Here is a 25,961-nt window from a genome sequence, read left to right as displayed (position 1 = left end):
TTGAAAATAACGGCCCGCGCTTGGCCCTCCAGGGTGGCAGCCCATGACCGCCCAATTCACCCTGGGCCTGGGTTGCGACCGCGGCACCTCGTTGGCCACCTTGCACCAGGCGCTACAGCAGGCCTTGCAGCGGGTAGGTGCGCAGGTGTCGCAGATCCGGGCGGTGGCCAGCATCGACCTCAAAGCGGACGAACCCGGGCTTCTGGCCCTGGCGTTGGAGCACGGCTGGGCGGTTCGCTTCTTCCGCCCGGACGAACTCGCCACCGTCGCTGTTCCCCACCCGTCGGAGGTGGTTCGCAAGCACACCGGCACCCCATCGGTCAGCGAGGCTGCGGCCCTGCTGGTGGGGGGCAACCTGCCCATGTCCGCCCTGGTGGTCGAAAAACTCAAACACCGTGGTGCCGATGGGCACAACGCCACGGTTTCCCTTGCCCGTCTTTCTTAACCTTGGAGCCCTTGATGCACACCACTTCCACCACCACCCCCACCATCACTACGCCTGCCGCTACCACCAGCGCCACCCGCAGCCTGTTGCTGCAACTTGCCGCCGGGGCCGCCCTGGGCATGGTGGTGCTTTACGGCGTGGCGTTTGCCGAAAGCCCGCTGCTGCACAACGCCGCGCACGACGTGCGCCACGTGACCGTCAAACCCTGCCACTGAGCCCGGAGCACCGCATGATCTTTCAACGCTTAATTTTTTCGGCCCTGGCCGCCGCACTGCTGGTCGGCAGCGTGCAGTCGGGTGTGCAGCAGTGGCAGGCTGTGCCCATCATTCTGGCCGCCGAACAGTACGAGGACCTGAAGCTCGAAGCCCCGGTGGCGTTGGAGCCTGCCACCCTGGTGCAGACGGAAGCCGCAGCGCATGACCACGCAACCGAAGCCTGGGCTCCCGCCGACGGCACCGAACGTGTGGTCTGGACCTGGGTCGCCAACGTGCTGCACGCTTTCAGCATGGCGCTGCTGGTGCTGGCGGTGATGGGCGTCTGCCTGTGGCGCGGCACGGCGCTGCGCCCGGTGCCGCTGGCGCTGTGGACGGCGGCTGCGGGCTGGCTGGTGTTCCATTTCTGGCCGTCCCTGGGGCTGCATGCCGAGATTCCGGGCATGGATGCCGCCCGCCTGGGCTCGCGCCAAGGCTGGTGGCTGCTGGCGGCTGTGAGCGCGGCGCTGGCTTGCGCGGTGGCGGCGGGTTTGCGCAGCCCGCTGCGCTGGGTGGCAGCGGCGGCCTGGCTGGCTTTGCCGTTTGTCGTGGGGGCTCCGCACATCAGCGCCGACCCGTTGGCCGGTTTCAGCGGCGAGGCGCAGACGGCCTTGCGCGCGCTGGGTACGCAGTTCATCTGGGCCACCACCTGGGTGTCGCTCTCGTTCTGGGCCTGCATGGCTGTGGCCTGTGGCCTGGCGTTTCAGCGCTGGCTGCGGCCCAGCCTGGCCGGGGCGTTCACCCGCGCCATCCCGGTGCCGGGGCTCCAGCCATGAGCGGCAAGATTTCCCTGGTTGGTATTGGCCCGGGCAGCCATGCGCACATGACCCAGCGCGCCCGCGAGGCGATTGCCGAGGCCGATGTGGTGGTGGGCTACTCCACCTACATCAAGCTGGTGGCCGACCTGCTGGAGGGCAAGGAGGTCATCCGCAAAGGCATGACCGAAGAGTTGGACCGCGCCGTTAACGCGCTGGACCGGGCCCGCGAGGGCAAGAAGGTGGCGCTGATCTCCAGCGGCGATGCCGGGGTCTACGGCATGGCCGGGCCCACCTACGAGGTGCTGTTCCAGGCGGGCTGGACCCCGGAGTCGGAGATTACGGTGGAGGTGGTGCCCGGCGCGTCGGCCATCAACGCCTGCGCCGCGCTGGTGGGGGCGCCCTTGACGCACGACTTCTGCTCGATCTCCCTGAGCGACCTGCTGACCCCCTGGCCGGTGATTGCGCGCCGCCTGGACGCCGTGGCCGCCGCCGACTTTGTGGTGGCGCTGTACAACCCCAAGAGTGGACGGCGCACCCAGCAGATCGTGCAGGCGCAGGCGCTGTTTCTGCGCCACCGCAGGCCGGACACGCCGGTGGCGGTGGTCAAGTCGGCCTACCGCCGCCGCGAGCGCATCGAGTTCACCACGCTGGCCACCATGAGCGACTGCGACATCGGCATGCTGACCACGGTGCTGATCGGCAACAGCCACACCTTCGTCCAGCACGGCCTGATGGTCACGCCCCGTGGCTACGCCAACAAATACGACCTGGACGACGGTGGCAGCACCCGCGCGGGCGAAAAGGCCGGGCGTTCGCTGTCCACCGGCCTGCTGGGCTGGATGGACAACCTGCGCGCCGACTTTGCCGACGGCACCAGTGTGGCCACCCTGGCCCGGCAGCACCGGCTGCCCGAGGACTACGTCGACATGGTGCTGCGCACCCCGGTCCACGCCGAGCCTGCGCCGGTCGAAGAGGTGCAGGAATGAGCGAGGTCACCAAACCCAAGATCGGCGACTACAAGCGCCACATCCTCGTTTGTACCGGCAGCCGCTGCACGCAGGATGGCCAGTCGCAGGCGCTGTTCGACAGCCTGGGCGACAAGTTCAAGGCCGCCGGGCTGCACGAGGGCGCGCTGCGCGTCAAACGCAGCCGGGTCAGCTGCTTCGCCGCCTGCAAGGGCGGGCCGGTGCTGTGCGTGCAGCCCGACGGCACCTGGTACTACAACGTCACCCCCGCCAACATGGACCGCATCATCGACCAGCATCTGGTGGGCGGGCAGGTGGTGGACGAACTGGTGTTCCACCAGGGGCCCGCGAGCGCATAAAGACTTGGTGCCAAATAGGCATCTTGCGCTTATTCTATAGGCGTAAGTAGCTATAAAAAATATAGTATTTGCCGGTTGGGCTTTACCCCGAATTGACATCCCTGGGGTGTTGAATTGGGGTGGGTCGGCAGCATTTAGAAGGCATCTACTTTCACCGAGGCTCCCATGAACATCCCAGAACGCGAACAGCTCAGCCGGTTTTTGTTGCAATTGGCGCAAGCCCAGGCCGGGGCCAAAGACCCGCAAGCCCAGGCCCTGATCGCCGAGGCCGTGGCGCGCCAGCCCGATGCCGCCTATTTGCTGGTGCAACGCTGCCTGCTGCAAGACAACGCCCTGCAAACCGCCCAGGCCCAGATCGCCCGCCTGCAGGCCGAGGCGCAACAGGCCCAACCGGCGGGCAACTTTCTGGATGCCAATGGGTGGGGCCGTGCCCCGGTGGCCCCGGTGGCGGCCTACGCCCCTGCACCCGCGTACCCGCAGGCGATGCCGGTGGCCGCCCCGGCAGCCCCGTCGCGCTTTCAAGCCCCCAGTTTCCTGACCAGCATGGCGACCACCGCGGCGGGCGTGGCGGCGGGGGCATTTTTGTTCCAGGGGATCGAGAGCTTGATGGGCCAGCACGGCAGCAAGGCGGCGGCGTTGGCCAGCGAGACCCCGGCTTCGGCGTTCGGCCTGAGCGAGCCAACGGCGGCGGCACCCGCAGCGGCACCCGCAGCGGCGCAGCCCCTGGCCGACGACACCACCGATGTGTTTGGCAACGACGACGGGCTGGATATCGGCGGCGACAGCGGCGGGGATAGCTCCAGCGACTGGGCCTGAATTACCTGAGCGGAATGGCCGTCGCGTGGTCTACCGCCACGGCGGTGACGGCGTTTTCCGGCGAGCCGTCGATCAGCTTGTCAGAATAAGTGAGGTAGACCAGGGCGTTGCGCTTTTTGTCCACCATGCGCACGATGCGCAGCTTTTTGAACAGGATGGACAGGCGTTCATTGAACACCTCGTCGCTTTGCGGCAGCGGCTTGGTGAAGCTGATGGGGCCGACCTGGCGGCAGGCGATGGAGGCCTCGGCCTTGTCTTCGGCCAGGCCAAACGCGCCCTTGAGCCCGCCGGTTTTGGCCCGCGACACAAAGCAGGTCACGCCCTGCACCAGCGGGTCGTCAAAGGCATCGACGACGATCTTGTGGTCGGGGCCAATCCACTGGAAGGCCGTGTCCACGGAGCCGATCTGCTCGGCCTGGGCGGCCACGCAGGTGGCAGCCAGTGCCAGGGAAACAGTCCACAGCTTCATCCAGGTCTCCTGTATCAGCGCAAGGCTTCGGGTAGTTCGATCTTCACTTCCAGCACTTCCAGGTTGTCCTGGCGCTCCAGGTGGACCTTGATGTCTTCGGCGTTGATCGACACGTACTTGGAGATCACCGCCAGCAGTTCACGCTGCAGGGCGGGCAGGTAGTCGGGGCGGCTGGCACCCCGCCCACTGCGCTCGTGCGCCAAGATGATCTGCAGCCGCTCTTTGGCCACCGTGGCGGTTTTTTTCTTCTCGCCCAAGAAGAACGACAGAAAAGACATGGCTTATTTCCCTCCGAAAAGGCGCTTGAAAAATCCGGGCTTCACGGCTTCGACAAAACGCATGGGCTTATCTTCACCCAGGAAGCGGGCGACCACGTCTTTGTAGGCCTCGGACACATCGGTTTCGGTCAGGTGGATGGCGGGCAGACCCTGGTTGGAGGCCTGCAGCACGGTTTCCGACTCGGGGATCACGCCCATCAACGGAATGCGCAGGATGTCCTGGATGTCTTCGAGCGACAGCATCTGGCCGTCTTCCACCCGCACCGGGTTGTAGCGGGTGATGACCAGGTGCTCCTTGATCGGCTCCTTGCCTTCGATGGCGCGCTTGGTTTTGGAGCCCAGCATGCCCAGGATGCGGTCGGAGTCGCGGACCGAAGACACTTCGGGGTTGGTCACCACCAGGGCCTCGTCGGCAAAGTGCATGGCCATCAGCGCGCCGGTTTCGATGCCTGCGGGCGAGTCGCAGACGATGTACTCAAAGCCCATCTCGCCCAGGTCCTTGAGTACGCGCTCCACGCCGTCTTGCGTCAGTGCGTCTTTGTCGCGGGTCTGCGAGGCGGCCAGCACGAACAGGTTGTCGCACTGCTTGTCCTTGATGAGGGCCTGGTTCAGGTTGGCCTCGTTGTGGATGACGTTGATCAGGTCGTACACCACGCGGCGTTCGCAGCCCATGATCAGGTCGAGGTTGCGCAGGCCGACGTCAAAGTCGATCACGGCAGTCTTGAAGCCGCGCAGCGCGAGGCCGGAGGCAAAACTGGCACTGGTGGTGGTTTTGCCAACGCCACCTTTGCCGGATGTCACCACAATGATCTTGGTCATGGGTTGCGGGTCTTTCAGGGTTCTGGGTTTGAATGGGGTGATGGATGCCGACGGTGGTGGGCGGCGAACCGGGTTTTGTTTGCGGCGTGTGGCCATTAGAGGGCTTCCATGACCAGCTTTTCGCTCAGGAGCCGCACCTGGGCCGGTTTGCCCTGCACCTCGGCGGGCAAGGGGATTTCAGAGGTGCGGTAGACACCGGCAATGGAGACCAGCTCGGCGTCCAGGCAGGTGCTGAAGATGCGGGCATCTTCATTGCCCTTGGCACCGGCAATGGCGCGGCCCCGCAGCGGGGCATACACGTGGATGCTGCCGTCGGCCAGTACCTCGGCACCGTTGCTGACCATGGCCAGCACCACCAGGTCGCTGCCGCGGGCGTAGACCTGCTGGCCCGAGCGCAAGGGCTTGTCGATGACCAGCGCACCGCTGGGCACCACCACGGCGGGTTCGGGCGCAGGGGCGGCAACGGGGGGCGCAGCGGGGGGCAGGGGTGCCGCGTTGGTGATGTCGGGGGCATCCACCAGCCCGGCCTGCACAGCCGCCTGCCGTTGCTCTGCGTTGCCGCCGTGCACGGCAATCGGCTGCATGCGGTAGCTGCGCAACAGCTCGATCAGTAGTTTGAAATGGATGGAGTCGGTGCTGTCGGCCACCGGCACCAGGTTGATGACGACCGGGTCCTGGTCGAAAAAATCGGGGGTGTCGCCAAAGCGGGTTTCCATCTCCTGGGCCAGGGCGGCCAGGTCGGCGGTTTTCAGCACCACCGCAATCAGGGGCAGCGTGGCACTTTTCAGGTCAAAGCAGGCCCGGGTGGGCCCGGCGGTTACAGGCGGCATGGATGGAGGGGGAAGGTCGACAAAGGCGCGATTTTACCGCTGCCCGTGCCCCCGGCCTTCGCTCCGGCAAGGGGCAGTTACGCGCCATGCGGCTGGGTGGCTAGCCCGCATGGCGCTTTGGGCACTAGAAGTGGTAGTCGGCGCGGACCATGGGCGTTTTGGCCGTGGTTCCGGTGATGGTGCCGGGGTTGCCAAACTTGTTGCGCCAGTACTGGTAGCCCACGCCGATGCGCAGGGTCTTGGGGCTGGCACCCAGCGCCGGGCTCAGATCGTAGAAAACCGTGCCATCGATATTGGTTTCGGCAGAGGTGGGTCCACCAAATTCGTTCTTTCCCTTGGATGCGATGTAGTTCATGTAGCCTTCAAACGCCAGTCCGGTGCCACCGATAGGCACACCCCAGGCCAGGTTCAGCATGGGGTGGGTGTCGTAGGTGTAGCGGCTGGTGATGGACTTGGGCATGTTGCTTTCTCGTAGCAGCAGCAGGCTGACGTTCAAGTACCCCGGCACGTCCATCATCAGCGTAGGGCCCACTACAAACATGCGTTTTTTGGACGCGTAGCCGGTGTCGTTCTTGGTGTTCCAGTCGAACCCGGCTGTCAGGCCCAGGCCGCGCACCGGGCCCATGGCAAAGCTTTTGCCGCTGACCTTGCCCAGGTCCAGCGTGTGGCGGTAGACCAGATAGGCCTCCTGGGCGCTGCTGTCGTCCGCGTCGGATTGCAGCAAGTCCAGGTTCAGGAAGTTGGTGCCGTACTTGTAGCCGCTGACGTGGGTGATGTTGATGATGTTCTTGGACAGGTCTTTGCTGTTGAACGGCTCACGGAAGCTGGTGCCGTAGCGGTAGCCGATGGAGGTGTCGCTCCAGTCGGCGGCTTGCGCCAGCGTGCCGGTGGTCAAAGCTGCTGCAGCTGCCAAAAGAACCGCGCCTGTGCGTGTGGTTTTCATTGTGTATCCCTGGTGGTTAAGTGAACTGAATGTCCACTTCCACAGTGCAAACACCATGCCAACAAATATTTACATATTTTTCAAAATTTATAGCTGCTCACGCCGATCCCATCGGCGTGAGCGGCCTGAAAGGCTTGTAACCGTGCCCAGGTGCACCATCCCAACGCAACAGGGCAGGATGGCTTCCACCATCCTGCCCTGTTGCAGTGCAGCAAAACGGCTTTTTCTAGGCCGCAGCCACCCGTTGCGCCAGGTGCGCCAGGGCTTCTTCCACCTGGTCCACCAGGATCAGGCACAGGTCGCCCGGTTGCAGGCGCGCCAGGGCGTGGTCGATGGCGATGAATTCGCCGTAGATTTCGTCCACCGAGCGGGTGCGCTGGGCGTTGGCCAGGCCTTCGCGCAGCAGCTTGACCACTTCGCCGTCGGCACGGCCACGTTGGCAGGCATCTTCGAACAGGATCACGTCGTCAAACGCGTCGCCCAAAATCACGGTCTGTTCGCGGATGTCTTCATCGCGCCGGTCGCCCGCGCCGCTGATCACCACCGAGCGCCGCTTGGCGGGCATGGCTTCCACGGCGGACACCAGGGCGCGCATGGCATCCGGGTTGTGGCCGTAGTCGGCAATCACCGTGGCACCCTTGTAGTCCATCACGTTGAAGCGGCCCGGGGCGTTGTCGGCATCGTTGGAGAAGCTCGACAGGCCGCGGCGGATGGTCTCCCAGTTCATGCCCACGCCCCAGGCGGCGGCCACCGCGGCCATGGCGTTGTCCACCTGGAAGGAAATGGTGCCTGCACGGGTCAGCGGCACATCGCGCAGGGCAATCTGCTCGCGCCACGAGCCCACAGCCGCCACGATATGGTCGCCATCCACATACACCGTGCGCCGCCCCTGGGCGCGGTGGGTGGCCATCACCGGGTGGTGGCGGTCGGCGGTGAAGTAGATGACGTTGCCGGGGCAGGCCGTGGCCATGGCGGCGACGATGGGGTCGGCGGCATTCAGCACGGCGTAGCCAGTGGCGGGCACGTTTTGCACGATCACGCGCTTGAGCACCGCCAGGTCTTCCACGGTGGTGATGTAGTTCAGGCCCAGGTGGTCGCCCGCGCCGATGTTGGTTACCACGGCCACCTGGCAGCGGTCAAAGCCCAGGCCTTCGCGCAGCATGCCGCCGCGGGCGGTTTCAAACACGGCGGCGTCCACATCGGGGTGCATCAGCACATTGCGGGCGCTTTTGGGGCCTGAGCAGTCGCCGCTGTCGATCTGGCGGCCATTGACGTACACGCCGTCGGTGTTGGTCATGCCCACGCGCAGGCCGCTGCTGGTGAACAGGTGGGCAATCAGGCGGGCAGTGGTGGTCTTGCCGTTGGTGCCGGTGACGGCCACTACCGGGATGCGGCCATCGTCGCCTGCGGCGTACAGGTTGCTGACCATGGCCTCGCCCACATTGCGGCCCTTGCCGAACGAGGGCGAGATGTGCATGCGCAGGCCGGGCGCGGCGTTGACTTCCACAATGCCGCCGTGCTGGTCTTCCAGCGGCTTGAGCATGCTTTCGCAGACCACGTCGACGCCGCAGATGTGCAGACCGATCATCTGGGCGGCGGCCACGGCCTGGGCGGCGACGGCGGGGTGCACGTCGTCGGTGACGTCGGTGGCGGTGCCGCCGGTGCTCAGGTTGGCGTTGTTGCGCAGGATGACGCGGCGGCCTTTGTCCGGCACGGACGCGGGCTCCAGGTCTTGCAGCGCCAACCGGGCGATGGCGATGTCGTCAAAGCGGATCTTGGTCAGTGACGTGGCATGGCCTTCGCCGCGTTTGGGGTCGGAGTTGACGATGTTGACCAGCTCGCGCACCGTGTGCACGCCGTCGCCCAGCACCTGGGGTGGGTCGCGGCGGGCGGCGGCCACCAGTTTGTTGCCCACCACCAGCAGGCGGAAGTCGCTGCCGGGCAAGAATTTCTCCACCATCACTTCGCCGATCTCGGCGGCCGCCGCGAAGGCGACATCCAGGTGCGCACGGTCCACGATGTTGACCGTCACGCCCTTGCCCTGGTTGCCGTCTTGCGGCTTCACCACCACGGGCAGGCCGATTTCCAGCGCCACTTGCCAGGCTTCTTCCAGCGTTTCCACCGGGCGGCCCAGCGGCACGGGCACACCGGCGGCGTGCAGCAGCTTCTTGGTGAGGTCTTTGTCCTGGGCGATGGCCTCAGACACGGCGCTGGTCAAATCGAACTCTGCCGCCTGGATGCGGCGCTGGCGTGAGCCCCAGCCAAACTGCACCATGCTGCCCTTGGTCAGGCGGCGGTAGGGAATGCCCCGGGCCACGGCGGCATCGACGATGGCCCCGGTGCTGGGGCCCATGCGCTCGTCTTCGTCGGTTTCGCGCAGCTGGGCGATGGCGGCATCTTTGTCGAATGCGGTGTGGTCCAGTGCAGCCTGGATCAGCGCCTGGGCCAGTTCCAGCGCCTGGCGGCCTACGGCTTCTTCGCTGTATTCCACCACCACCTGGTAGATACCGGTTTGCTCGGTGGCCGCGGTGCGGCTGAAAGTGACCGGGCAGCCCGCCTGGGCCTGCAGCGCCAGCGTGGCGGCTTCCAGCACATGGGCCAGCGACACCGAACCGTGTTCGCGGTTGGGGCGCAGTGGCCCGATGGCCGGAAACAGGGCGCGCAGGGCGACCTCGAAGCCCGGGAGCTGGGCGATGGCTTGCTCGGATTCTGCGCAGGCCACCACGGCTTCCACGGCGGTGTGGCGGCTCCAGAGATTGGGGCCGCGCAGGGCCCGGATGCGTGAGACTTCCATCAGTCGGTCTTTCTATCTTCTTGTTCGCTGCGGGGGGCGGCAGGGGGCAGGGTGGGGCGCACCGGGGGTGTGGGGCGGGCGGTGGGCAGGTCCAGCTCGAAGGTCTTGAGCCCGGCCACGATCAGGTCGGGCGAAATATCCATCGCCCAGGCGGCGGCAATCGAGGCCAGGATGGGCTCCAGCTGGGCCGGGGTGGTCCAGTTGGCGGTGAGCCGCTCCAGGTTGACCAGTGGCACTTCGGCGCTGCCGGTGGCCAGCATGATGTGGCCCTTGTGGATGATGACTGCTCTGCCTTCAGTAGCACGGTGTGCAATGGTGGCGGGCAGTAGCGGGTCAATACCATACAAAATGGCAGAGCCGTCACAGAGCTCGGCCATGGCGGCCACGCGCTCGTCCACGGCGTTCAGCACCGCCACGCCCTCGGCCAGCACCACGTCGACCTGGGTGCGCAGTACTTTCACCAGTTGGTCTTCTTCGGTGATGTCGAATTCGGCCAGCGTGGATGCGCCGCCCAGGTCGGTCACGATGCCGACGATGCAGCGGTCGTAGGCCAGGCCGTCGCGCAGAATGCTGGCAGCACCGTTTTCGATCACCGCGGCTTCCATGGAGCGGTTGATCAGCAGGCGGTGGGCCGGTTCCCAGTGGGCGCAGTCCTTGGTTTCGATGCGCCGGGTGTCCAGGAACAGGCCGTCGCGGCAGGCCAGGCCGACGCGCTTGCCGCTCAGGTGCAGCAGCCAGGCCACCAGCCGGGCGATGGTGTGCGTGCCTTGCGTACCCGCCACGCCCACGATGGGGATGCGGCCGGTGGCGTCTTCGTCGAACAAGTGGTCCACGATGGCGCGGCCCACCGGGCGGGGCGAACCCTCGGCGGGTTTCAGGTGCATCAGCAGACCGGGGCCGGCGTTGACCTCCACAATCGCGCCACCCTGGGGGCCCAGGGGTTTGGAAATGTCTTCGCACACCACGTCCACCCCGGCAATGTCCAGCCCGACGATGCGCGCGGCCAGCGACACGATGTGGTCCACCTCAGGGTGCATCAGGTCGGTGCAGTCGATGGCGACGTTGCCGTTGCGCTGGATCAGCACCTGTTTGCCGGCGGCAGGCACTGCGTCGGGGGTGAGGCCCTGGCGCTGCAGGTCGAGCACTACGGCTTCGTCTTTGTAGACGTCGATCAGGCCCAGCGGTGCGTCTTCGTGGGTGCCACGGCGCGGGTCGGTGTTGATGTGCGCATCCACCAGCTCAAACACGGTGGACTGGCCGTTGCCCGTGACCCATGCCACCGAACCCCGGGCGGCGGCAACCACACGGCCACCCACCACCAGCAGGCGGTGCTCATTGCCGCGCACAAAGCGTTCCACCAGCACCTCGCTGCCGTGCTGCTCGGCCACCAGGTAGGCGGCTTCCACGTCGGCCTGGGTGCTCAGGTCCAGCGCCACACCGCGGCCATGGTTGCCGTCGGAGGGCTTCACCACCACCGGCAGGCCCACGTCTTGCGCGGCCTCCCAGGCGGCTTGCGGGCTATCGACCACCACGCCTTCGGGCACCGGCACGCCACAGGACTGCAGCAGCGTCTTGGTCAGGTCTTTGTCGTGGGCAATGCCCTCGGCGATGGCGCTGGTGAATTCGGTCTCGGCCGTCCAGATGCGGCGCTGGCGGGCACCGTGGCCCAGTTGCACCAGGTTGCCATCGTTCAGGCGGATGTGCGGAATGCTGCGGTCGGTGGCGGCGGCCACGATGCAGGCGGTGCTGGGGCCCAGGTAGCAGTCGTCTACCTCGGCGCGCACGGCGGCCACCGCGGCGGTCACGTCAAACGGCTGGTCGTTGATGGCGGCCATCAGCAGGCGGTGGCCCTGGGCCAGGGCGCAGCGGGCGACCTGCTCGTCGCGGGCCCGGAACACCATGCGGTACACGCCGCGTTGCGAGGTGCTGCGGGTCTGGCCAAAGCCGGTGGGCATGCCCGCCAGGTTCAGCAGCTCAATGACCACGTGCTCCAGCACATGGCCGGCCCAGGTGCCTTCTACCAGCCGCTGCAAAAAGCCGCCGCGTTCGCCCACGCCGCAGTGGTGCTCCACCAGGGCAGGCAGCAGGGCGACCAGACGGTCGGTAAAGCCAGGTAGCAGGTTTGAGGGAAATTCTTCCAGTTCCCCCAGGTCGAGCCAGACTTCGAGGGCGGGCCGGTAGGTCCAGATGTTGGGGCCGCGCAAATAATTGATGCGCAGCAGTTGGATATCGTCCTTGAGGCTCATGTTTTTGGCGTAAGTAGTGTCCGGGCGGCCCGGCTGCTGGTGGCTAATGTGCGCAGGTGCATATGGTAATTAGAAATGGACTTGGCATCGGCGAGAATCTCAGTCCCCGACGAAGCACCGGCGCTGGGCCAAAATCTTGGGGTCTTTAATCAAATGCAACACCATCATCCCGTCGAACTAAGCAGTGGCTTGCAATCGCAGCTCCTTCCCCACGAGAACGCCCTAGTCAGTCTGTCCGTTGACCTGGACGCCCGGCTGCGCTTTGCGCCCGGCCTGCTGTCCCTGACCGACCAGCGCCTGCTGAGCCACCAGGACGGTAGCTGGCAAGCCTGGCCGCTCACGCCCGATCTGGCCCTGCGCCACTTTGACCACGCCGGTGTGGGCACGCTGGAACTGCACAACACCCACACCCGATTGGCCCGCTGGCGCTACACCCTGGCGGCCGACCCGCAGGCGCTGCGCCTGGTCAAGCTGTTCGAGCAGCGCGCGACCCCCCTGGAGCTGACCCTGGACGAGCCCGGCCAGTGCCCCACCTGCCACGCGCCCCTGCCGCCCGACAGCGAAGAATGCCCGGTCTGCCAGCGCGAGCTGCACACCCCGCCGTCCACCTGGGTACTGCTGCGCCTGTGGCGCTTTGCCAAGCCCTACCGCAAGCAGCTGGCTGCCGGTTTTGCACTCACCATGGCCTCCACCGCCGCGTCGATGATCCCGCCCTATTTGGCGATCCCGCTCATGGACGAAATCCTGATCCCGTTCCAGAACGGGCAGACCATCGAGCCCCAAAAGGTGGTGGTCTACCTGGGCGGCCTGTTTGGCGCTGCGGTGCTGGGCTGGGGGCTGAACTGGGCCCGCACCTACATCCTGTCACTGGTCTCCGAACGCATCGGCGCCGACCTGCGCACCACCACCTTCGACCACCTGCTGGAGCTGTCGCTGGACTACTTTGGGGGCAAACGCACCGGCGATCTGATGTCGCGCATCGGCTCGGAAACCGACCGCATCTGCGTGTTTTTGTCGCTGCACGCGCTGGACTTTGCCACCGACGTGCTGATGATTTCCATGACGGCGGTCATTTTGTTCTACCAAAACCCGCTGCTGGCGCTGGTGACGCTGATCCCGCTGCCCTTCATCGCCTGGATGATCCACACCGTGCGCGACCGCCTGCGCACCGGCTTCGAGAAGATCGACCGGGTCTGGTCCGAAGTCACCAATGTGCTGGCCGACACCATCCCCGGCATCCGGGTGGTGAAGGCTTTCGCCCAGGAAAAGCGCGAGGCCGAGCGTTTTCGCACCGCCAACCGGCACAACCTGGAAGCCAATGACCGGCTCAACAAGATCTGGTCGCTGTTCTCGCCCACGGTGTCGCTGCTGACCGAAATCGGTTTGCTGGTGGTCTGGGCTTTTGGTATCTGGTTGGTATCCAAGCAGCAGATCACCGTGGGCGTGCTGACGGCCTTTGTGGCCTACATCGGGCGCTTCTACACCCGGCTGGACTCGATGAGCCGCATCGTCTCGGTCACGCAAAAGGCCGCCGCCGGGGCCAAGCGGATTTTTGACATCCTGGACCATGTGTCCAATGTGCCGGAGCCCGCGCAACCCGTGCCGGTGCCCGTCAGCGCCAGCACGGGGGGCGTGCGCGGCCAGATCGAGATGAAGGGCATTGGTTTTCGCTACGGCAACCGCGCCGTGATCCGCGACCTGGACCTGGTGATCCGCCCTGGCGAAATGATCGGCCTGGTGGGCCACAGCGGCTCGGGCAAGAGCACGCTGGTCAATTTGATCTGCCGCTTCTACGACGTGACCGACGGCTCCATCCAGGTGGACGGCACCGACATCCGCCGCTACGCTGTGGCCGACTACCGGCGCAACATCGGTCTGGTACTGCAGGAGCCGTTTTTGTTCTTTGGCACCATCGCCGAAAACATCGCCTACGGCAAGCCGGGGGCCACGCGCAGTGAAATCGTGGCCGCCGCCCGTGCCGCCCATGCGCACGAATTCATCCTGCGCCTGCCCCAGGGCTACGACTCGCTGGTGGGCGAGCGCGGCCAGGGCCTGTCGGGTGGTGAGCGCCAGCGCATCTCGATTGCCCGGGCCTTGCTGATCGACCCGCGCATCTTGATTTTGGACGAAGCCACTTCGTCGGTAGACACCGAGACCGAAAACGAGATCCAGAAGGCGCTGGACAACCTGGTGCAAGGCCGCACCACCATTGCCATCGCCCACCGCCTGTCCACCCTGCGCAAGGCCGACCGCCTGGTGGTGATGGACCGGGGCCGCGTGGTCGAGGTCGGCCCGCACGACGAGCTGATGGCCCGCGAAGGCGCCTACTGGCGGCTGTACCAGGCGCAATTGCGCCGTACCGAGAGCGAGGACGAAGGCCTGAGCCTGTCGCGCCCCACCGAACACTCTGCCCACCCTGCCGGAAACTGAGCATGACCCCTACCCGTGATTTCCTGTTGGAGCGCGACGCATTTGGCCGCCTGGTGCTGGTTTTTGCCAATGGCGAGCGCCACGAGGGCGTGGTGCCGGTGCGCGCCTTTCCCATCGCTGCGCCCGACGAAGGCGTGTCCCTGGTCGGCACTGAAGGCCATGAACTGGTGTGGATCGACAGCCTGGCGGCCATGCCGCCCGCCCTGCACAGCCTGCTGGTGGAAGAGCTGGCCGCCCGCGAGTTTGTGCCCGAGATCCGCCGCGTCAAGGCCGTGTCTACCTTCTCCACGCCCAGCGTGTGGACGGTGGAAACCGACCGGGGCGACACCGACTTTGTGCTCAAGACCGAAGAAGACATCCGCCGCCTGGGCCGCACCGGCCTGTTGATTGCCGGTGGCGCAGGCGTGCAGTTCAGCGTGCGCGACATGGCGGCGCTGGACCGGGGGTCGCGCAAGTTGCTGGAGCGTTTTCTGTAGGCGGCAGCGCCCAGGTAAAGTTTTTTAAATATTTTTAGAAATAGCCCTAAATAACCCTGCATTTCTGCCGTTAACCAAAGTACGAGGTCTGAAAAAAGTATCCGCAGACCGCCTTACCTGGTGAACACAATGCAAATTCCTCCTGTCGAACGTACCGTGAACTGGCCGCCCGCTGCGACCGGTACACGTTCCGGCGCGGGGTCTGCAGCGACCCAGGGGCCGGACACCCAGTCCGTCACCGCGGCCATCCAGGAAGAGACCACCAAGCTGGAGGCGGCCAACAAGCCGACGCCGTCGGTCAAGCTCATTATTTCCACCACCCAGGAAGACATCGCCAAGCTCGAAGCCGCCGAGCAGGCCCGTGCCGCTGTGCGGGCGGTGCCCAAGGGCGAGGCGGCGCAGGCCCAGGCGGTGAAAGCGGTCGGTGGCGTGGAAGCCAGCAGCACCACGGCGGCCGCCCAGGCGGTCAGCCAGAAGGTGGCACCCGCCGATTCCGAGAAAAAGCCCGACAACGGCCTGCAAAACGAATCGCCCGAGACCGCAGCCAAGGCCGCAAAGCTGCTGGAGGCGGGCAAGGAGCCCGGCCCCAACCAGCCGACCAGCACCGAAAAAGACCCCTCCACCGACTGGACCACCACGCCCAAGGCGGTGGAAAAGAAGCCCGAGAATCCGCCCCCGGAGCCCATCTCCAAGAAGCTGCTGGACTTTTTGCAGCTGCTGTGGCGGGCCGGTGGCAATGCGATCGACGTGGCACAAGTGGCCAACCAGACGCTCAACCCCGACAAGCTGGCCGAGGGGCCGCTGACCTACGAAGACCCCTCTGCGGTCAAGAAAACGACGGGCGTCTAAGCCCTCCCCAAAAAAAAGCCGCTTCTACAGCGGCTTTTTGGATTACATCGGAGTTTGTGCGATCCGGTAGCGTGCCACGGCGCCAGCGGGCTCTGGCTCCAGCGTCCAGCGCTGGGTGTGGAAAGCCGCCACACCGGGACGGTGGGCTATCGAAATAATAGCACCTTGTGCTGATTCCACAAGCGCCAGCAGCCGTTTGTAGATCAAATTCTCGGCCGTTGCATCCAGTGCGCTGGTGGCTTCGTCGGCAAAGATCCAGCGCGGTTTTTTCAGCAGCACGCGGGCAATGGCCAACCGCTGCTGCTCGCCACCCGACAGCTTCTGGCCCCATGCGGCTTCCAGGTCCAGCTGGTCGGCCAGGTCGGGCAGCAGGGCATCCACCAGGGCTTGGCGCAGCGCTGCGTCGGAGTAGCCCCCGGCTGCGCTGGGGTAGGCCAGGGCGCTGCGCAAAGTGCCGTCGGGGAAGTAAGGACGCTGGGGGATGAACATGGCGTCGGCGGGCAGCGCCACCTGCCCGCTGCTGAATGGCCAGATGGCGGCAAACGCCCGGAACAGCGTGGATTTGCCGCTGCCCGAGGGGCCGCTGAGCAAAATGTGGTCGCCGGGGCGGGCCTGCAGGTTGACACCGTCCAGCAGCACGCTGCCGTCGGGCAGGCGCAGCGTCAAGTCGCGGGCTTCCAGGGTGTTACTTGCTACTGAATCAGTAGCTTGTTGTGCCGATGGAATAAGCGCCAGGGCCTGAATTTGTTCTTCAAACGAGGTCAGCCGGTCGGTGGTGGCGCGCCAGGTGGCCAGGCTGCTGTAGTTATCGACAAACCAGCTCAGCGAGTCTTGTACGCGGCCAAAGGCGGACGCAATCTGCATCAGCGAGCCCAGCTGGATGGCCCCGCTGAAAAACCGCGGCGCGGCCACGATGAACGGAAACACCACCGCCGCCTGGCCAAAGAAGCTGTTGAACCAGATCAGGCGCTTTTGCGCTTTCAGCAACTTCAGGTAGTTGGCCAGCACGGCGCCGAAGCGCGTGTCCAGGTGGGCGCGTTCGACCTTTTCGCCGTGGTCCAGCGCAATCGATTCGCTGTATTCGCGCACCCGCACCATGTGGTGGCGAAAGTCGGCCTCTACGCGCTGCTGCTGGAAGTTGAGCTTGATTTGCGGGCGCCCGATGTAGAAGGTGATGACGCTGCCCGCTGCACAGTAGAGCAGGGCCATCCAGACCATGAAGCCGGGCACAAAGTATTCGCTGCCACCCAGGTGGAAAGAGAATTCGCCCGACAGGTTCCACAAGATGCCGACAAAGCTGACCAAGGTGACCACGGCGTTGAGCACGCCCATGCACAGGCCGATGGTCAGGCTGGTGAACTGGTTCAGGTCTTCCTGGATGCGTTGGTCGGGGTTGTCCGGCCCGGCCTCGGGGTTGTTTTTGGCGAAGCGGGCCAGCTCCATCTGGTAAAAGGCCTGGTTGGACAGCCAGCGCACCAGGTAGTGCGTGGTCATCCAGGCCCGCCAGCGCATCTCCAGCAGCTGGGTGATGTAGAACTTGTACACCGCCAAAATGATCAGCGCAAAGGCGATGTAGGTGAAGCGCCCCAGCTGCTGCCAGAACACCGGCTGGTTCTTGTTCTGCAGCGCGTCGTAGAACACCTGGTTCCATTCGTTCAGCAGCACCAGCAGGTACACGCCCAGCAGGTTCAGCGCCACGATGGCGGCGAGCATGGCCCGCGCTTTCCATTTGTCTTCGGACTGGAAATACGGGATCGACAGCTTCCAGACTTGGGCGGTCTGGGCTTTCAGGTTGGCAAGGCGCATGGGGTTTTCAGGGTAGGGAAAGCACAGGGATGGACCCGCATGGAGCCGCGCACGGCGATTTAGTTCGCCGGATTGGACACGCCACTGCTCACGTGCCCGGCAGGCACATGGCGGGCGGCGGAGTTGACGTGGCCGGTCTGGTCGTCGAAGAAGAAGTCGGGCTCGAATTCGCGCAGGAACTCGCCCTTGGGCAGGCCGCCGAGGAACATGGCCTCGTCCACCTCGATGTGCCAGTCCATCAGCGTGCGGATGGCGCGCTCGTGCGCCGGGGCGCTGCGGGCGGTGACCAGGGCGGTGCGGATGCGCATGTGCGGGGTACCGGCCTTTTGCAGGCGGTGGAGGGCGGCCAGCAGGGGCTTGAACGGGCCGTCGGGCAGGGGTACCGTGGCCTTGTCGATCTCGTGGCGCTGGAAGGCATCCAGCCCCTCGCTTTGGTAGACGCGCTCGGCCTCGTCGCTGAACAGCACCGCGTCCCCGTCGAAGGCGATGCGCACTTCATTCGGGAAGGCATTACCCGCCTGGGTCGATTCGGTCAGCACCCGCGCCGCCGGAAAGCCCAGCGCCAGCGCCTCGCGCACATCTTTCTCGTTGGCCGACAAAAACAGGTGCGCACCCAGTGGCCGCAGGTAGCCAAACGGGGCCCGGCCCTGGGTGAACACGCCGCGCTCCAGGTGGATGTCATTGGCCTGGCCGGAGCGGAAGATGCGCATGCCGCTGACCGGGTCGTTGCGCGACAGCATCACCACCTCGACCCGTTTGGTGTCGGGCGTGTTGAAGGCCAGCAGCTTCTTGACCAGCGAAAACGCCACGCCCGGCTGGGCCGGCACGTCCAGCCGGTCGAACTGCAGCTGCATGTAGGCCTTGTCGTCGCCCGCGTCGAAGAGGCGGTTTTCTTCTTCGAGGTTGAACAGGGCGCGCGAGGAAATCGCCACCACCAGTTTGTCGTCAAGCGAGATAGGCATGCTTACTTCGCAAATTGGTTGAGTTGGATGATGGGCATCAATACTGCCAGCACGATCAGCATGACCACCAAGCCCATGGCCACGATCAGCAGCGGCTCCAGAATCGTCGCCAGGGCCATCGCGCGGCGCTGCACCTCGGTGCTGAGCTGCACCGCGGCGCGCTGCAGCATCACCGGCAGCTGGCCGGTTTGCTCACCCAGCCGGGCAAACATGGCCAGCAGGCCGGGGAAGCGCTTTTTCTGCGCCAGGGCCGAGGCCAGTGGCGCGCCTTCGCGTACCAGCACCAGGGCGTCCAGCGCATCGGCGCGCATGGCGGTGTTGTTCAGGGTTTCGGCTGCCGCCTGCAGGGCTTTCAGGATCGGCACGCCCGCCGAGGCCAGCATCGCCAGCGTGCCGGAAAACCGCGCCGCGTTGTAGCCCCGGGCCAGCGGGCCGAGCAATGGCAGCTTCAGGAACGCGGCATCTATTTTTTGGCGAAATACGGCATTGGCGTAGGTAATACGGGCGGTAGAAGCTAGAAAAATTATAGCAATCAACATCGCCCAGCCGTAGTTGCGCACCACGTCGCTGATGGCCAGCATGGCCACCGTGAGGAAGGGCAGGGCGCGCTTGCTCCCGGCAAACACATTGGCCACCTGCGGCACCACATAGCCCACCAGAAACAGCACGATGGCAATCGCCACCAGCGTGACGATGGCCGGGTAGAGCGCTGCGCCGATCAGCTTGGACTGCAGCGCCTGGCGCTCTTCCAGGTCGTCGGCCAGGCGCTCCAGCACCAGGCCCAGGCTGCCGCTTTGCTCGCCCGCGCCGATCACCGCCACGTAAATGCCGGAAAACTCGCGCGGGTGCTGGCCCAGGGCCTTGGCAAAACTGGCGCCCGCGTTCACCTCGGCGCGCAGCGAGGCCAGCAGGTTGCGCTGGCGCTCATCTTCGGCCTCGTCGGTCAGCGCGGTGAGGGCCCGCTCCAGTGGCAGGCCGCTGGATACCAGCCCTGCCACCTGGCGGGTCCAGATGGCCAGCCCGGTGGAGTTGAAAACGCGGCTTTCAAACAAGTTGGTACGCAGGCCTTTGCCGGTTTGGGTACCGCTGGCGTTCACCGGCTCCACCGCCAGCGGCACCAGCGCCTGCGCGCGCAGCAGGCCGCGCGCGGCCTTGGCCGTGTCAGCCTCCATCACGCCTTTGCGGGTCTGGCCTTGGGCGTCTAGCGCTTCGAAGGAATAGGCGGGCATGGGGTTCAGTCCCGCGTCACACGCAGCAGCTCTTCACGCGAGGTGATGCCGGTCTGCACCAGGCGTTCGCCGTCTTCGCGCATCAGGGCCATGCCGGCGGTGCGGGCGGCGCTGCGGATGTCGGCCTCGCTGGCGCGGTTGTGGATTTGTGCCTGGATGGCATCGTTGGTGACCAGCAGCTCGAAGATGCCGGTGCGTCCCTGGTAGCCGGTGTGGTTGCAGGCTTCGCAGTTTTTGCCCGCGCATACCGGGCACAGCTTGCGCACCAGGCGCTGGGCCAGCACGCCGAGCAGGGTGGAGCTGAGCAAAAACGGCTCCACGCCCATGTCGATGAGCCGGTTGACCGCGCTGGCCGCGTCGTTGGTGTGCAAGGTAGCCAGCACCAGGTGGCCGGTGAGGGAGGCCTGGATGGCGATCTGCGCGGTCTCAAAATCGCGGATTTCGCCGATCATGATCACGTCCGGGTCTTGCCGCAGGATGGCGCGCAGGGCCTTGGCGAAGGTCAGGTCAATCTTGGCATTCACCTGGGTCTGGCCCACGCCGGGCAGCTCGTACTCGATCGGGTCTTCCACCGTCATGATGTTGCTGCTGCTGGCGTCCAGGCGGCTCAGGGCGGCGTACAGGGTGGTGGTTTTGCCGGAGCCGGTGGGGCCGGTCACCAAAATGATGCCGTGCGGCTGGTTGATCAGGTTCTGCAGCTGGCCCAGCACCTCGCCCTGCATGCCCACGGCCTCCAGCGTGAGCTTGGCCCCGCTTTTGTCCAGCAGGCGCAGCACGGCGCGTTCGCCATGGGCGCTGGGCAGGGTGCTGACGCGCACGTCCACGGCACGGGTGCCGATGCGCAGGGAAATGCGGCCATCCTGCGGCAGGCGCTTCTCCGAGATGTCGAGGTCGGCCATGATCTTCAGGCGCGAGATCAGCGCGGCGTGCAGGGCGCGGTTGGGCTGCACCACCTCGCGCAGCGTGCCGTCCACCCGAAAGCGCACGCTGGAATGGCGTTCGTAGGGTTCGATGTGGATGTCGCTGGCCCCGTCGCGCGCGGCCTGGGTCAGCAGGGCGTTGAGCATGCGGATGATGGGCGCGTCGTCGCTCATCTCCAGCAAATCCTCCACCGCGGGCAGCTCCTGCATCATGCGCGACAGGTCGGCATCGCTCTCGACCTCGCTGACCACCGACGCGGCGCTGGATTCGCCCTGCGCGTAGGCGGCGCTGATGCGCTGCAGCAGGGCGTCCAGGGCCAGGGTTTCGATCTGGCGCACCGGGTACTTGCGCATCACCTCGCTCAGGGCGTTGGCGGCGGTCTGGGCGCTGGCCGGGTGCAGCCAGAGGGTGAAGTCGCCCAGGTTCTCCTCCAGCAGCATTTGCTGGGTGCGGGCGAAGGCGTAGGGCAGGGGGTGGCGCATCGGCTTTTGGGGGGCTCAGGGCATGGTGGTGATGGTGGCGGGCTGGGCCGGTGCCGTCAGGGGCAGCGTGCTCAGGGGCCTGGGCACCACCACCGTGGTGTTGGTGATGCTGGCGGGCAGGGCGGGCAGCTCGCTGGCCGAGGGCACGGCCGACAGCATGGGGTGCGCCGACGGGTTCACGCCCTGCTGCTGCACGCGCATCATGTCGTAGCGGTCCAGGGCCAGTGCGTCGCTGGTGCCGCTGTCGCGGACCACGATGGGGCGCAAGAAGACCATCAGATTGGTCTTCTTGCGGCTGCGGCTTTCGCTCTTGAAGAAGTTGCCCACGTAGGGCAGGTCGCCCAGCAGCGGCACTTTTTCGATGTTGCCCGCGTAGTCGTCTTGCAGCAGGCCGCCCAGCACCACGATGGAGCCGTCATCGACCAGCACATTGGATTCGATGGAGCGCTTGTTGGTGGTGGGGCCGTTGCTGTTGCTCTTGGTGGACGCATCCACGCTGGACACTTCCTGGTAAATCGCCATCTTCACCGTGCCGTTTTCGTTGATCTGCGGGCGCACCCGCAGTGTCAGGCCCACGTCTTTGCGCTCGATGGTCTGGAACGGGTTGGCGGTGGTGGTGGAGCTGGTGCTGGTGTAGGTGCCGGTGACAAAGGGCACGTTCTGGCCGATGACGATCTTGGCCTCTTCGTTGTCCAGGGTCAGCAGGTTGGGGGTGGACAGCACGTTGCCGGTGCCGGTTTCGTCCATCAGCCGGGCCAGTGCGCCCAGCACGTAGGTGCCGCCGATCTTGGTGGCTACGCCCAGGTTCAGGCCGTTGCTGAGCGCGGTGCTGGTGCTGCCGGTGGCGATGTTGGTGGCCAGCGTGGCCAGGTTGCTGCTGCCGGAGCCGAAGTTGGTGCCCAGGCCGACCTTGCCCAGCACGCCCTGCCACTGGATGCCGAACTCGGCCGATTTGTCGCTGCTGACCTCGACGATCAGGCTCTCTACCAGCACCTGGGCGCGGCGGCCATCGAGCTTGTCGATGACGGCGCGCAGCTGGCGGTACTGCGGCTCGGGCGCGGTGATGATCAGCGAATTGGTGGACGGGTCGGCCTGGATCTGGCCGCCGGTAGATGGCTGGTTGCTGGTGGTGCCGCTGAGGGCCGCGGTGCTGGCGGTGCTGGTGGCACTGCTGCCAGCCATGCCGCTGGTGGGGCTCAGGCCGCTGAGCGGGTTGGAGGTGCTGCCCGATCCGCTGGAGCCGCCGGAACTGCCCGAACTGCTGCGGGCCTCGCCGCTCATGGCCGCACGCAGGGTGGTGGCCAGCTTGGTGGCATCGGCGTTCTTCAGGTACACCACATAGATGTTGCCTGCATCGCCGTTCACACCGCTCATGGTGGGCTGGTCGAGCTTGGCAATCAGCGACTTGACCAGCGAGACCCGGGCCGGGTTGGCGGCGCGCAAGATGATGGCGTTGCTGCGCGGCTCGGCCAGCATGGTGGTTTTGAACGAGCTGTCGGTCTGCCCGGGGGCGGCGGCCATGCCGCTGGTGCTGCCGGACTCGACCAGCTTGGTCAGCAATGGCACCAGGTCACCGGCAATCGCAAAGCGCAGGGGGATGATCTCCACGTCGGTGGCGTTGGACACGTCCATCGCCGCGATGATGCGGCCGATGCGGCGCAGGTTGTCGGCGTAGTCGGTGATGACCAGCGAGTTGTTGCCGGGGTTCAGGTTGATGGTGTTGTTGGGGCTGATCAGCGGGCGCAGCACCGGCACCATGTTGGCGGCGTTCTCGTAATTGAGCTTGAAGATCTGGGTGACGATCTGGCTGCCCACGGCGGCGTTGTTGCCGCCCACCGTCACCGGGCCGGGCTGCAGCTTGGCGTCGGCCTCGGGTACCACCTTGTCCAGCCCGGCAGACTCCACCACGGTAAAGCCCTGCAGCCGCAGCGCCGACAAAAACTGGTTGTAGGCCACGGCGGGTGAGACCGCGTTGTCGGTGCTCAGCGTCATGGTGCCTTTGACGCGCGGGTCCACCACCACGTTGCGCCCGGTGATCACGGCCATGGTGCGGGCCACCGACTCGATCTCGGCGTTGGTGAAATTCAGCGTCACCGGCTCGCCGCGCTTGGGCGCGGCGGTGGTTTGGGGCTGGGCTAGCACATTGATAGGAAAAATGCCTCCAGCGCTTATCAATAGAGCACAAGCAGCTATGGTATGAATAGCAAAAGGAACGCGGGAGGGGGAATGCATGGGCATGGAATCAACCTACTTTGATGGTGGCGCGCGCGCCGTCGCGCCGCCCGATGATATTGAGAAGATTGGACAAGGCATCCACCCGGTCGGGGGCGGCAGTGGCCGTGCCTTCAAAGCGTAGCCGTGCGCCCACCCACTGGCCGCTGCCCACGAGTTGCAGGCTGCTGGAGCCCAGGGTTTCGAGTTGCACGGTGCTGGTGGTATTGCCGTTTTGTCCGCCGGTCAGCGTCAGCCGGTAGCTGCCCATGGGTTTCAGGGTGGACAGGCGCGATGCCATGTCGATGGCTTCCAGCCGCACCTGCCCGGCCAGCACCATGCGGCCCGCGTTCCAGTCCAGTACCAGCGCCTGGGTGCTCAGGGCCAGAGTGCCCTCGGGCTGCAGCGTGTTCCAGGGCGCGCCCAGGCCGGCCAGCAGGGGCGCAGGCCAGTGCGATTGGCTGTCGGTCAGGGCCAGTTGGGCACCACCCCAGTGCGGCTGGGCATGCACCTGCAGCGGCTGGGCCATGCAGCAGTCGGCCTGGAGCGCGGCGTGCAGTCCGCTGAGGGCCGGGCGGATCTGCCAGCGCAGGCGCTCGGGCAGGGCGGTACTGCCGGTGCTGCCCTCGCCTCCCGCCAATACCAGCTGGGCCGATCCGTCCCAGACGGTGCCGCGCGGGTCGGCCAGTTGCACCTGGCCCTGGCTGGCCTGGGCCACCCCGGCGGCCAGCCAGCGCGCCGGGGCGCACAACAGCACGGCCAGGCCCAGGCCCAGCAGGCCACCCGCCCAGGCCCAGCGCCAGGGGGTCTTGGCCACGGTGGTGAAAGAGGCGGTAGACGGGCGGCGCATCAGCGGTTGCTAGGCAGGGTCAGCACCAGCGAGCCGTCCCAGGTGGCGGTGGGTAGGCCGCTGGTTTTGGCTGGGCCGCGCACCAGGCGGGCTTCGGTGGGCAGGGCGTGGGCGTTGATGCGCACCTGGGCCAGCCAGCGGGCTAGCGCGTCGGCCGGGGCGCTCTTCAGGCTGACGGTGATGCGCTCGCCGGTGACGTTGATCTGGCCGCTGCCGCCCAGCTCGGACTTGACGGCCAGCTCTACCGCTTTGAGGGCATCGTCAAAGCTGAGCTTGGGCTGGGCTTGCAGGGCCTGGGCTTCGGCCTGCAGGCTGCGCATGCTTTGCAACTGGGCGTCCAGGCTGCGGTGCTGGGCGTCGGCGGCGCGCAGCGTGTGCAGGGCCGGGGCAATGCCCAGCCACCACAGCAGGGCCAGCGCGACCAGGGCCAGCGCGGCCTGCACGCTGCGGCGCTCGCGCGGGGCCAGGCTGTCCCAATGCGGGCGAATCGATGCGGGCAGCTTCATGGGGTGGCTCCAGTGGCCGATGGCGCAGCGGGTTGCAGGATGGTCAGGTTGCCCTCGGTACGCAGGCTGTAGCCCAGGCTGCGCAGGTTTTGGGCTAGGGCCGGGTCGCCGCCGGTGGGCAGGCCCTTGATGCGGGCCTCGCCGGGGGCAAAGTCCAGGGCGGTGGCGGCAAGTTGTGGCGGCAGTGTGCTGCCCAGCACGCTGAGCATGGCTTCCAGGTCGCGGGCCGAGGTGGCCCCGGCGGTCTGGCGCAGCAGCGCCATCTCACGGCCCATCTGCACCGGGGCATCGACCACCACTTTCACGCCGGGAAAGGTTTGCGTCAGGGTGCTGCGCAGCGCATCGCGCTTGGCTTGCAGGCTGCTGCTTTCCTTCCAGGCCCAGGCGTTCAGGCCGACGATCTGGGCTAGCACCAGCAGGGCCAGGCCCCAGCGGGCGGCCCGCCATTGGGGTGCCTGCAGCCACACGGTGGCTTGGGCGGCCAGGCCTTTCCAGGCACGGCTGCGGGTGGAGTTGCTCAGGTCGAACTGCGCCAGGTCCCAGCGTCCGCGGGCCGAGGCCAGCCAGCGTTCCGAGGTTTGTTGCAGGGTCACCGGGCGCTGCGCCAGTTGTTCGGCCAGCGCGGCCACGGCGGGTTCGGCCACTAATTCCAACGGCTCGGTGTGCGCGGCCTGGGCCATGGCCAGGGTGGCCGCGCTCAGCGGCAGCAGGCTCACGCCCTGGGGGCTGGTGCTCAGCAGCTGGGGCTGCTCGGGCGTGCCCAGCACCTGCAGGCGCAGGCCGTCGGGCGCGCTCTCGGGCACGATACGGGCCACCGGGCGCTTGGCGGCTTCCAGCACGGCCAGCGCGGCGCGCAGCCAGGCGCGGTTGCAGGCGGCCACCCACACCGGGCCGTCGGCGGGCGCGTCGGGCTGTAGCGCAAAGTGCAGCTCGGCGGGTTCTTCCAGCAGCCGGTCTTCCAGCAGGCCGTCGAGCACGGCACGCAGCCGGGGTGAATCGATGGCGCCGCCTAGGGTGCCTTGTTTCAGGCTGCCCTTGGGCAGGCTGACCTGGTGCCATGACAGGGCCTGTGCAGGCACCACGGCCACCAGCTCGGTGCTGCGCGGCAGCAGGGCGGCGGCCGCGCGGTCGTGGCTGCCAGCGCTGCGTCCGTCGGCGGTGAGCACGTAGTCGAACATGCCGGTGGCAGGTTCCAGGGGGAGGAGAACGATCAGGGTGCTCATTGGTGGGGCATTGTAGGGAGTGGCATGCGGACGCTGAACCCGT

Annotated in this window: 24 protein-coding genes; 9 read left to right on the top strand and 15 right to left on the bottom strand. The window is 66.2% G+C overall.

The features are described 5' to 3' along the window. The first annotated feature begins 43 nt into the window (after positions 1-43). The 6 genes from AB3G31_RS17845 to AB3G31_RS17820 all read left to right on the top strand — a co-directional run bounded on the left by AB3G31_RS17845 (position 44) and on the right by AB3G31_RS17820 (position 3,594). Positions 44-445: a cobalamin biosynthesis protein gene (locus AB3G31_RS17845; RefSeq protein ID WP_367847412.1), complete on the top strand. Its 402-nt coding sequence runs from the start codon at positions 44-46 to the stop codon at positions 443-445. 14 nt (positions 446-459) lie between these two features. After that, positions 460-660 carry a CbtB domain-containing protein gene (locus tag AB3G31_RS17840; protein ID WP_367847411.1) on the top strand — a complete coding sequence of 67 codons (201 nt, stop codon included), beginning with the start codon at positions 460-462 and terminating at the stop codon, positions 658-660. A gap of 14 nt (positions 661-674) precedes the next feature. After that, the gene (locus tag AB3G31_RS17835) at positions 675-1,472 is read left to right on the top strand and encodes a CbtA family protein (RefSeq protein WP_367847410.1); all 798 of its coding nucleotides are present in this window, start codon (positions 675-677) and stop codon (positions 1,470-1,472) included. Beyond that, a complete protein-coding gene (gene cobJ, locus AB3G31_RS17830; protein ID WP_367847409.1) occupies positions 1,469-2,440 on the top strand; it encodes a precorrin-3B C(17)-methyltransferase in 972 nt (323 codons plus the stop codon). The genes AB3G31_RS17835 and cobJ overlap by 4 nt, the downstream gene beginning before the upstream one ends. Then, positions 2,437-2,778, top strand: a complete 342-nt coding sequence (locus AB3G31_RS17825; protein ID WP_367847408.1) for a ferredoxin — start codon at positions 2,437-2,439, stop codon at positions 2,776-2,778. Before cobJ ends, AB3G31_RS17825 begins: the two co-directional genes overlap by 4 nt. Before the next feature lie 165 nt (positions 2,779-2,943). Further along, a complete protein-coding gene (locus tag AB3G31_RS17820) occupies positions 2,944-3,594 on the top strand; it encodes a DUF2076 family protein (RefSeq protein ID WP_367847407.1) in 651 nt (216 codons plus the stop codon). Position 3,595: 1 nt separating this feature from the next. Here the strand turns inward: AB3G31_RS17820 and AB3G31_RS17815 are convergent, their stop codons facing one another. The 7 genes from AB3G31_RS17815 to cphA (AB3G31_RS17785) all read right to left on the bottom strand — a co-directional run bounded on the left by AB3G31_RS17815 (position 3,596) and on the right by cphA (AB3G31_RS17785) (position 11,973). Continuing rightward, positions 3,596-4,063, bottom strand: coding sequence for a CreA family protein (locus tag AB3G31_RS17815; protein ID WP_367847406.1), 468 nt, complete (start codon positions 4,061-4,063; stop codon positions 3,596-3,598). Positions 4,064-4,077: 14 nt separating this feature from the next. After that, positions 4,078-4,341, bottom strand: coding sequence for a cell division topological specificity factor MinE (gene minE, locus AB3G31_RS17810; protein ID WP_315205081.1), 264 nt, complete (start codon positions 4,339-4,341; stop codon positions 4,078-4,080). A gap of 3 nt (positions 4,342-4,344) precedes the next feature. Then, on the bottom strand, positions 4,345-5,160 hold the full coding sequence (minD, locus tag AB3G31_RS17805; RefSeq protein WP_315230520.1) for a septum site-determining protein MinD: 816 nt from the start codon (positions 5,158-5,160) through the stop codon (positions 4,345-4,347). Between the two features lie 95 nt (positions 5,161-5,255). After that, positions 5,256-5,990 carry a septum site-determining protein MinC gene (minC, locus tag AB3G31_RS17800; protein ID WP_367847405.1) on the bottom strand — a complete coding sequence of 245 codons (735 nt, stop codon included), beginning with the start codon at positions 5,988-5,990 and terminating at the stop codon, positions 5,256-5,258. 124 nt (positions 5,991-6,114) lie between these two features. Further along, entirely contained in the window at positions 6,115-6,933 is an 819-nt protein-coding gene (locus AB3G31_RS17795) for an outer envelope protein (protein WP_367847404.1), read from the bottom strand. Between the two features lie 226 nt (positions 6,934-7,159). After that, positions 7,160-9,727, bottom strand: coding sequence for a cyanophycin synthetase (gene cphA / locus AB3G31_RS17790; protein ID WP_367847403.1), 2,568 nt, complete (start codon positions 9,725-9,727; stop codon positions 7,160-7,162). Then, entirely contained in the window at positions 9,727-11,973 is a 2,247-nt protein-coding gene (cphA, locus tag AB3G31_RS17785; protein ID WP_367847402.1) for a cyanophycin synthetase, read from the bottom strand. The genes cphA (AB3G31_RS17790) and cphA (AB3G31_RS17785) overlap by 1 nt, the downstream gene beginning before the upstream one ends. Positions 11,974-12,126: 153 nt before the next feature. On the opposite strand from cphA (AB3G31_RS17785), the gene AB3G31_RS17780 reads away from it, so the two are divergent. The 3 genes from AB3G31_RS17780 to AB3G31_RS17770 all read left to right on the top strand — a co-directional run bounded on the left by AB3G31_RS17780 (position 12,127) and on the right by AB3G31_RS17770 (position 15,728). After that, a complete protein-coding gene (locus AB3G31_RS17780) occupies positions 12,127-14,403 on the top strand; it encodes an ABC transporter ATP-binding protein (RefSeq protein ID WP_367847401.1) in 2,277 nt (758 codons plus the stop codon). Positions 14,404-14,405: 2 nt separating this feature from the next. After that, entirely contained in the window at positions 14,406-14,879 is a 474-nt protein-coding gene (locus tag AB3G31_RS17775) for a DUF1854 domain-containing protein (protein ID WP_367847400.1), read from the top strand. 129 nt (positions 14,880-15,008) lie between these two features. Then, entirely contained in the window at positions 15,009-15,728 is a 720-nt protein-coding gene (locus AB3G31_RS17770; RefSeq protein WP_367847399.1) for a hypothetical protein, read from the top strand. 42 nt (positions 15,729-15,770) lie between these two features. Here AB3G31_RS17770 and AB3G31_RS17765 read toward each other — a convergent pair whose 3' ends face one another. The 8 genes from AB3G31_RS17765 to gspL are packed head-to-tail and all read right to left on the bottom strand — an operon-like array spanning position 15,771 to position 25,918. Next, entirely contained in the window at positions 15,771-17,534 is a 1,764-nt protein-coding gene (locus tag AB3G31_RS17765) for an ABC transporter ATP-binding protein/permease (RefSeq protein ID WP_367847398.1), read from the bottom strand. Positions 17,535-17,593: 59 nt separating this feature from the next. Beyond that, complete coding sequence (locus tag AB3G31_RS17760) at positions 17,594-18,496, bottom strand: 5'-nucleotidase (RefSeq protein ID WP_367847397.1); 903 nt, start codon at positions 18,494-18,496, stop codon at positions 17,594-17,596. Between the two features lie 2 nt (positions 18,497-18,498). Then, the gene (gene gspF / locus AB3G31_RS17755) at positions 18,499-19,725 is read right to left on the bottom strand and encodes a type II secretion system inner membrane protein GspF (RefSeq protein ID WP_367847396.1); all 1,227 of its coding nucleotides are present in this window, start codon (positions 19,723-19,725) and stop codon (positions 18,499-18,501) included. 5 nt (positions 19,726-19,730) lie between these two features. After that, the gene (locus AB3G31_RS17750) at positions 19,731-21,128 is read right to left on the bottom strand and encodes a GspE/PulE family protein (RefSeq protein ID WP_367847395.1); all 1,398 of its coding nucleotides are present in this window, start codon (positions 21,126-21,128) and stop codon (positions 19,731-19,733) included. A 15-nt stretch (positions 21,129-21,143) separates the two neighbouring features. Then, positions 21,144-23,366, bottom strand: a complete 2,223-nt coding sequence (gene gspD / locus AB3G31_RS17745) for a type II secretion system secretin GspD (RefSeq protein WP_367847394.1) — start codon at positions 23,364-23,366, stop codon at positions 21,144-21,146. Positions 23,367-23,370: 4 nt separating this feature from the next. Beyond that, positions 23,371-24,189, bottom strand: a complete 819-nt coding sequence (gspN, locus tag AB3G31_RS17740) for a type II secretion system protein N (protein ID WP_367847393.1) — start codon at positions 24,187-24,189, stop codon at positions 23,371-23,373. Continuing rightward, a complete protein-coding gene (gene gspM / locus AB3G31_RS17735; RefSeq protein WP_367847392.1) occupies positions 24,189-24,695 on the bottom strand; it encodes a type II secretion system protein GspM in 507 nt (168 codons plus the stop codon). Before gspM ends, gspN begins: the two co-directional genes overlap by 1 nt. After that, positions 24,692-25,918, bottom strand: coding sequence for a type II secretion system protein GspL (gene gspL, locus AB3G31_RS17730; protein WP_367847391.1), 1,227 nt, complete (start codon positions 25,916-25,918; stop codon positions 24,692-24,694). The genes gspM and gspL overlap by 4 nt, the downstream gene beginning before the upstream one ends. Positions 25,919-25,961: the final 43 nt, after the last annotated feature.

Source organism: Rhodoferax sp. WC2427 (genome assembly GCF_040822085.1).
GTDB lineage: Bacteria > Pseudomonadota > Gammaproteobacteria > Burkholderiales > Burkholderiaceae_C > Rhodoferax_B.
The sequence above is the reverse complement of the archived record's forward strand: the minus strand, read 5'-3'. Positions and strand labels throughout refer to the sequence as shown.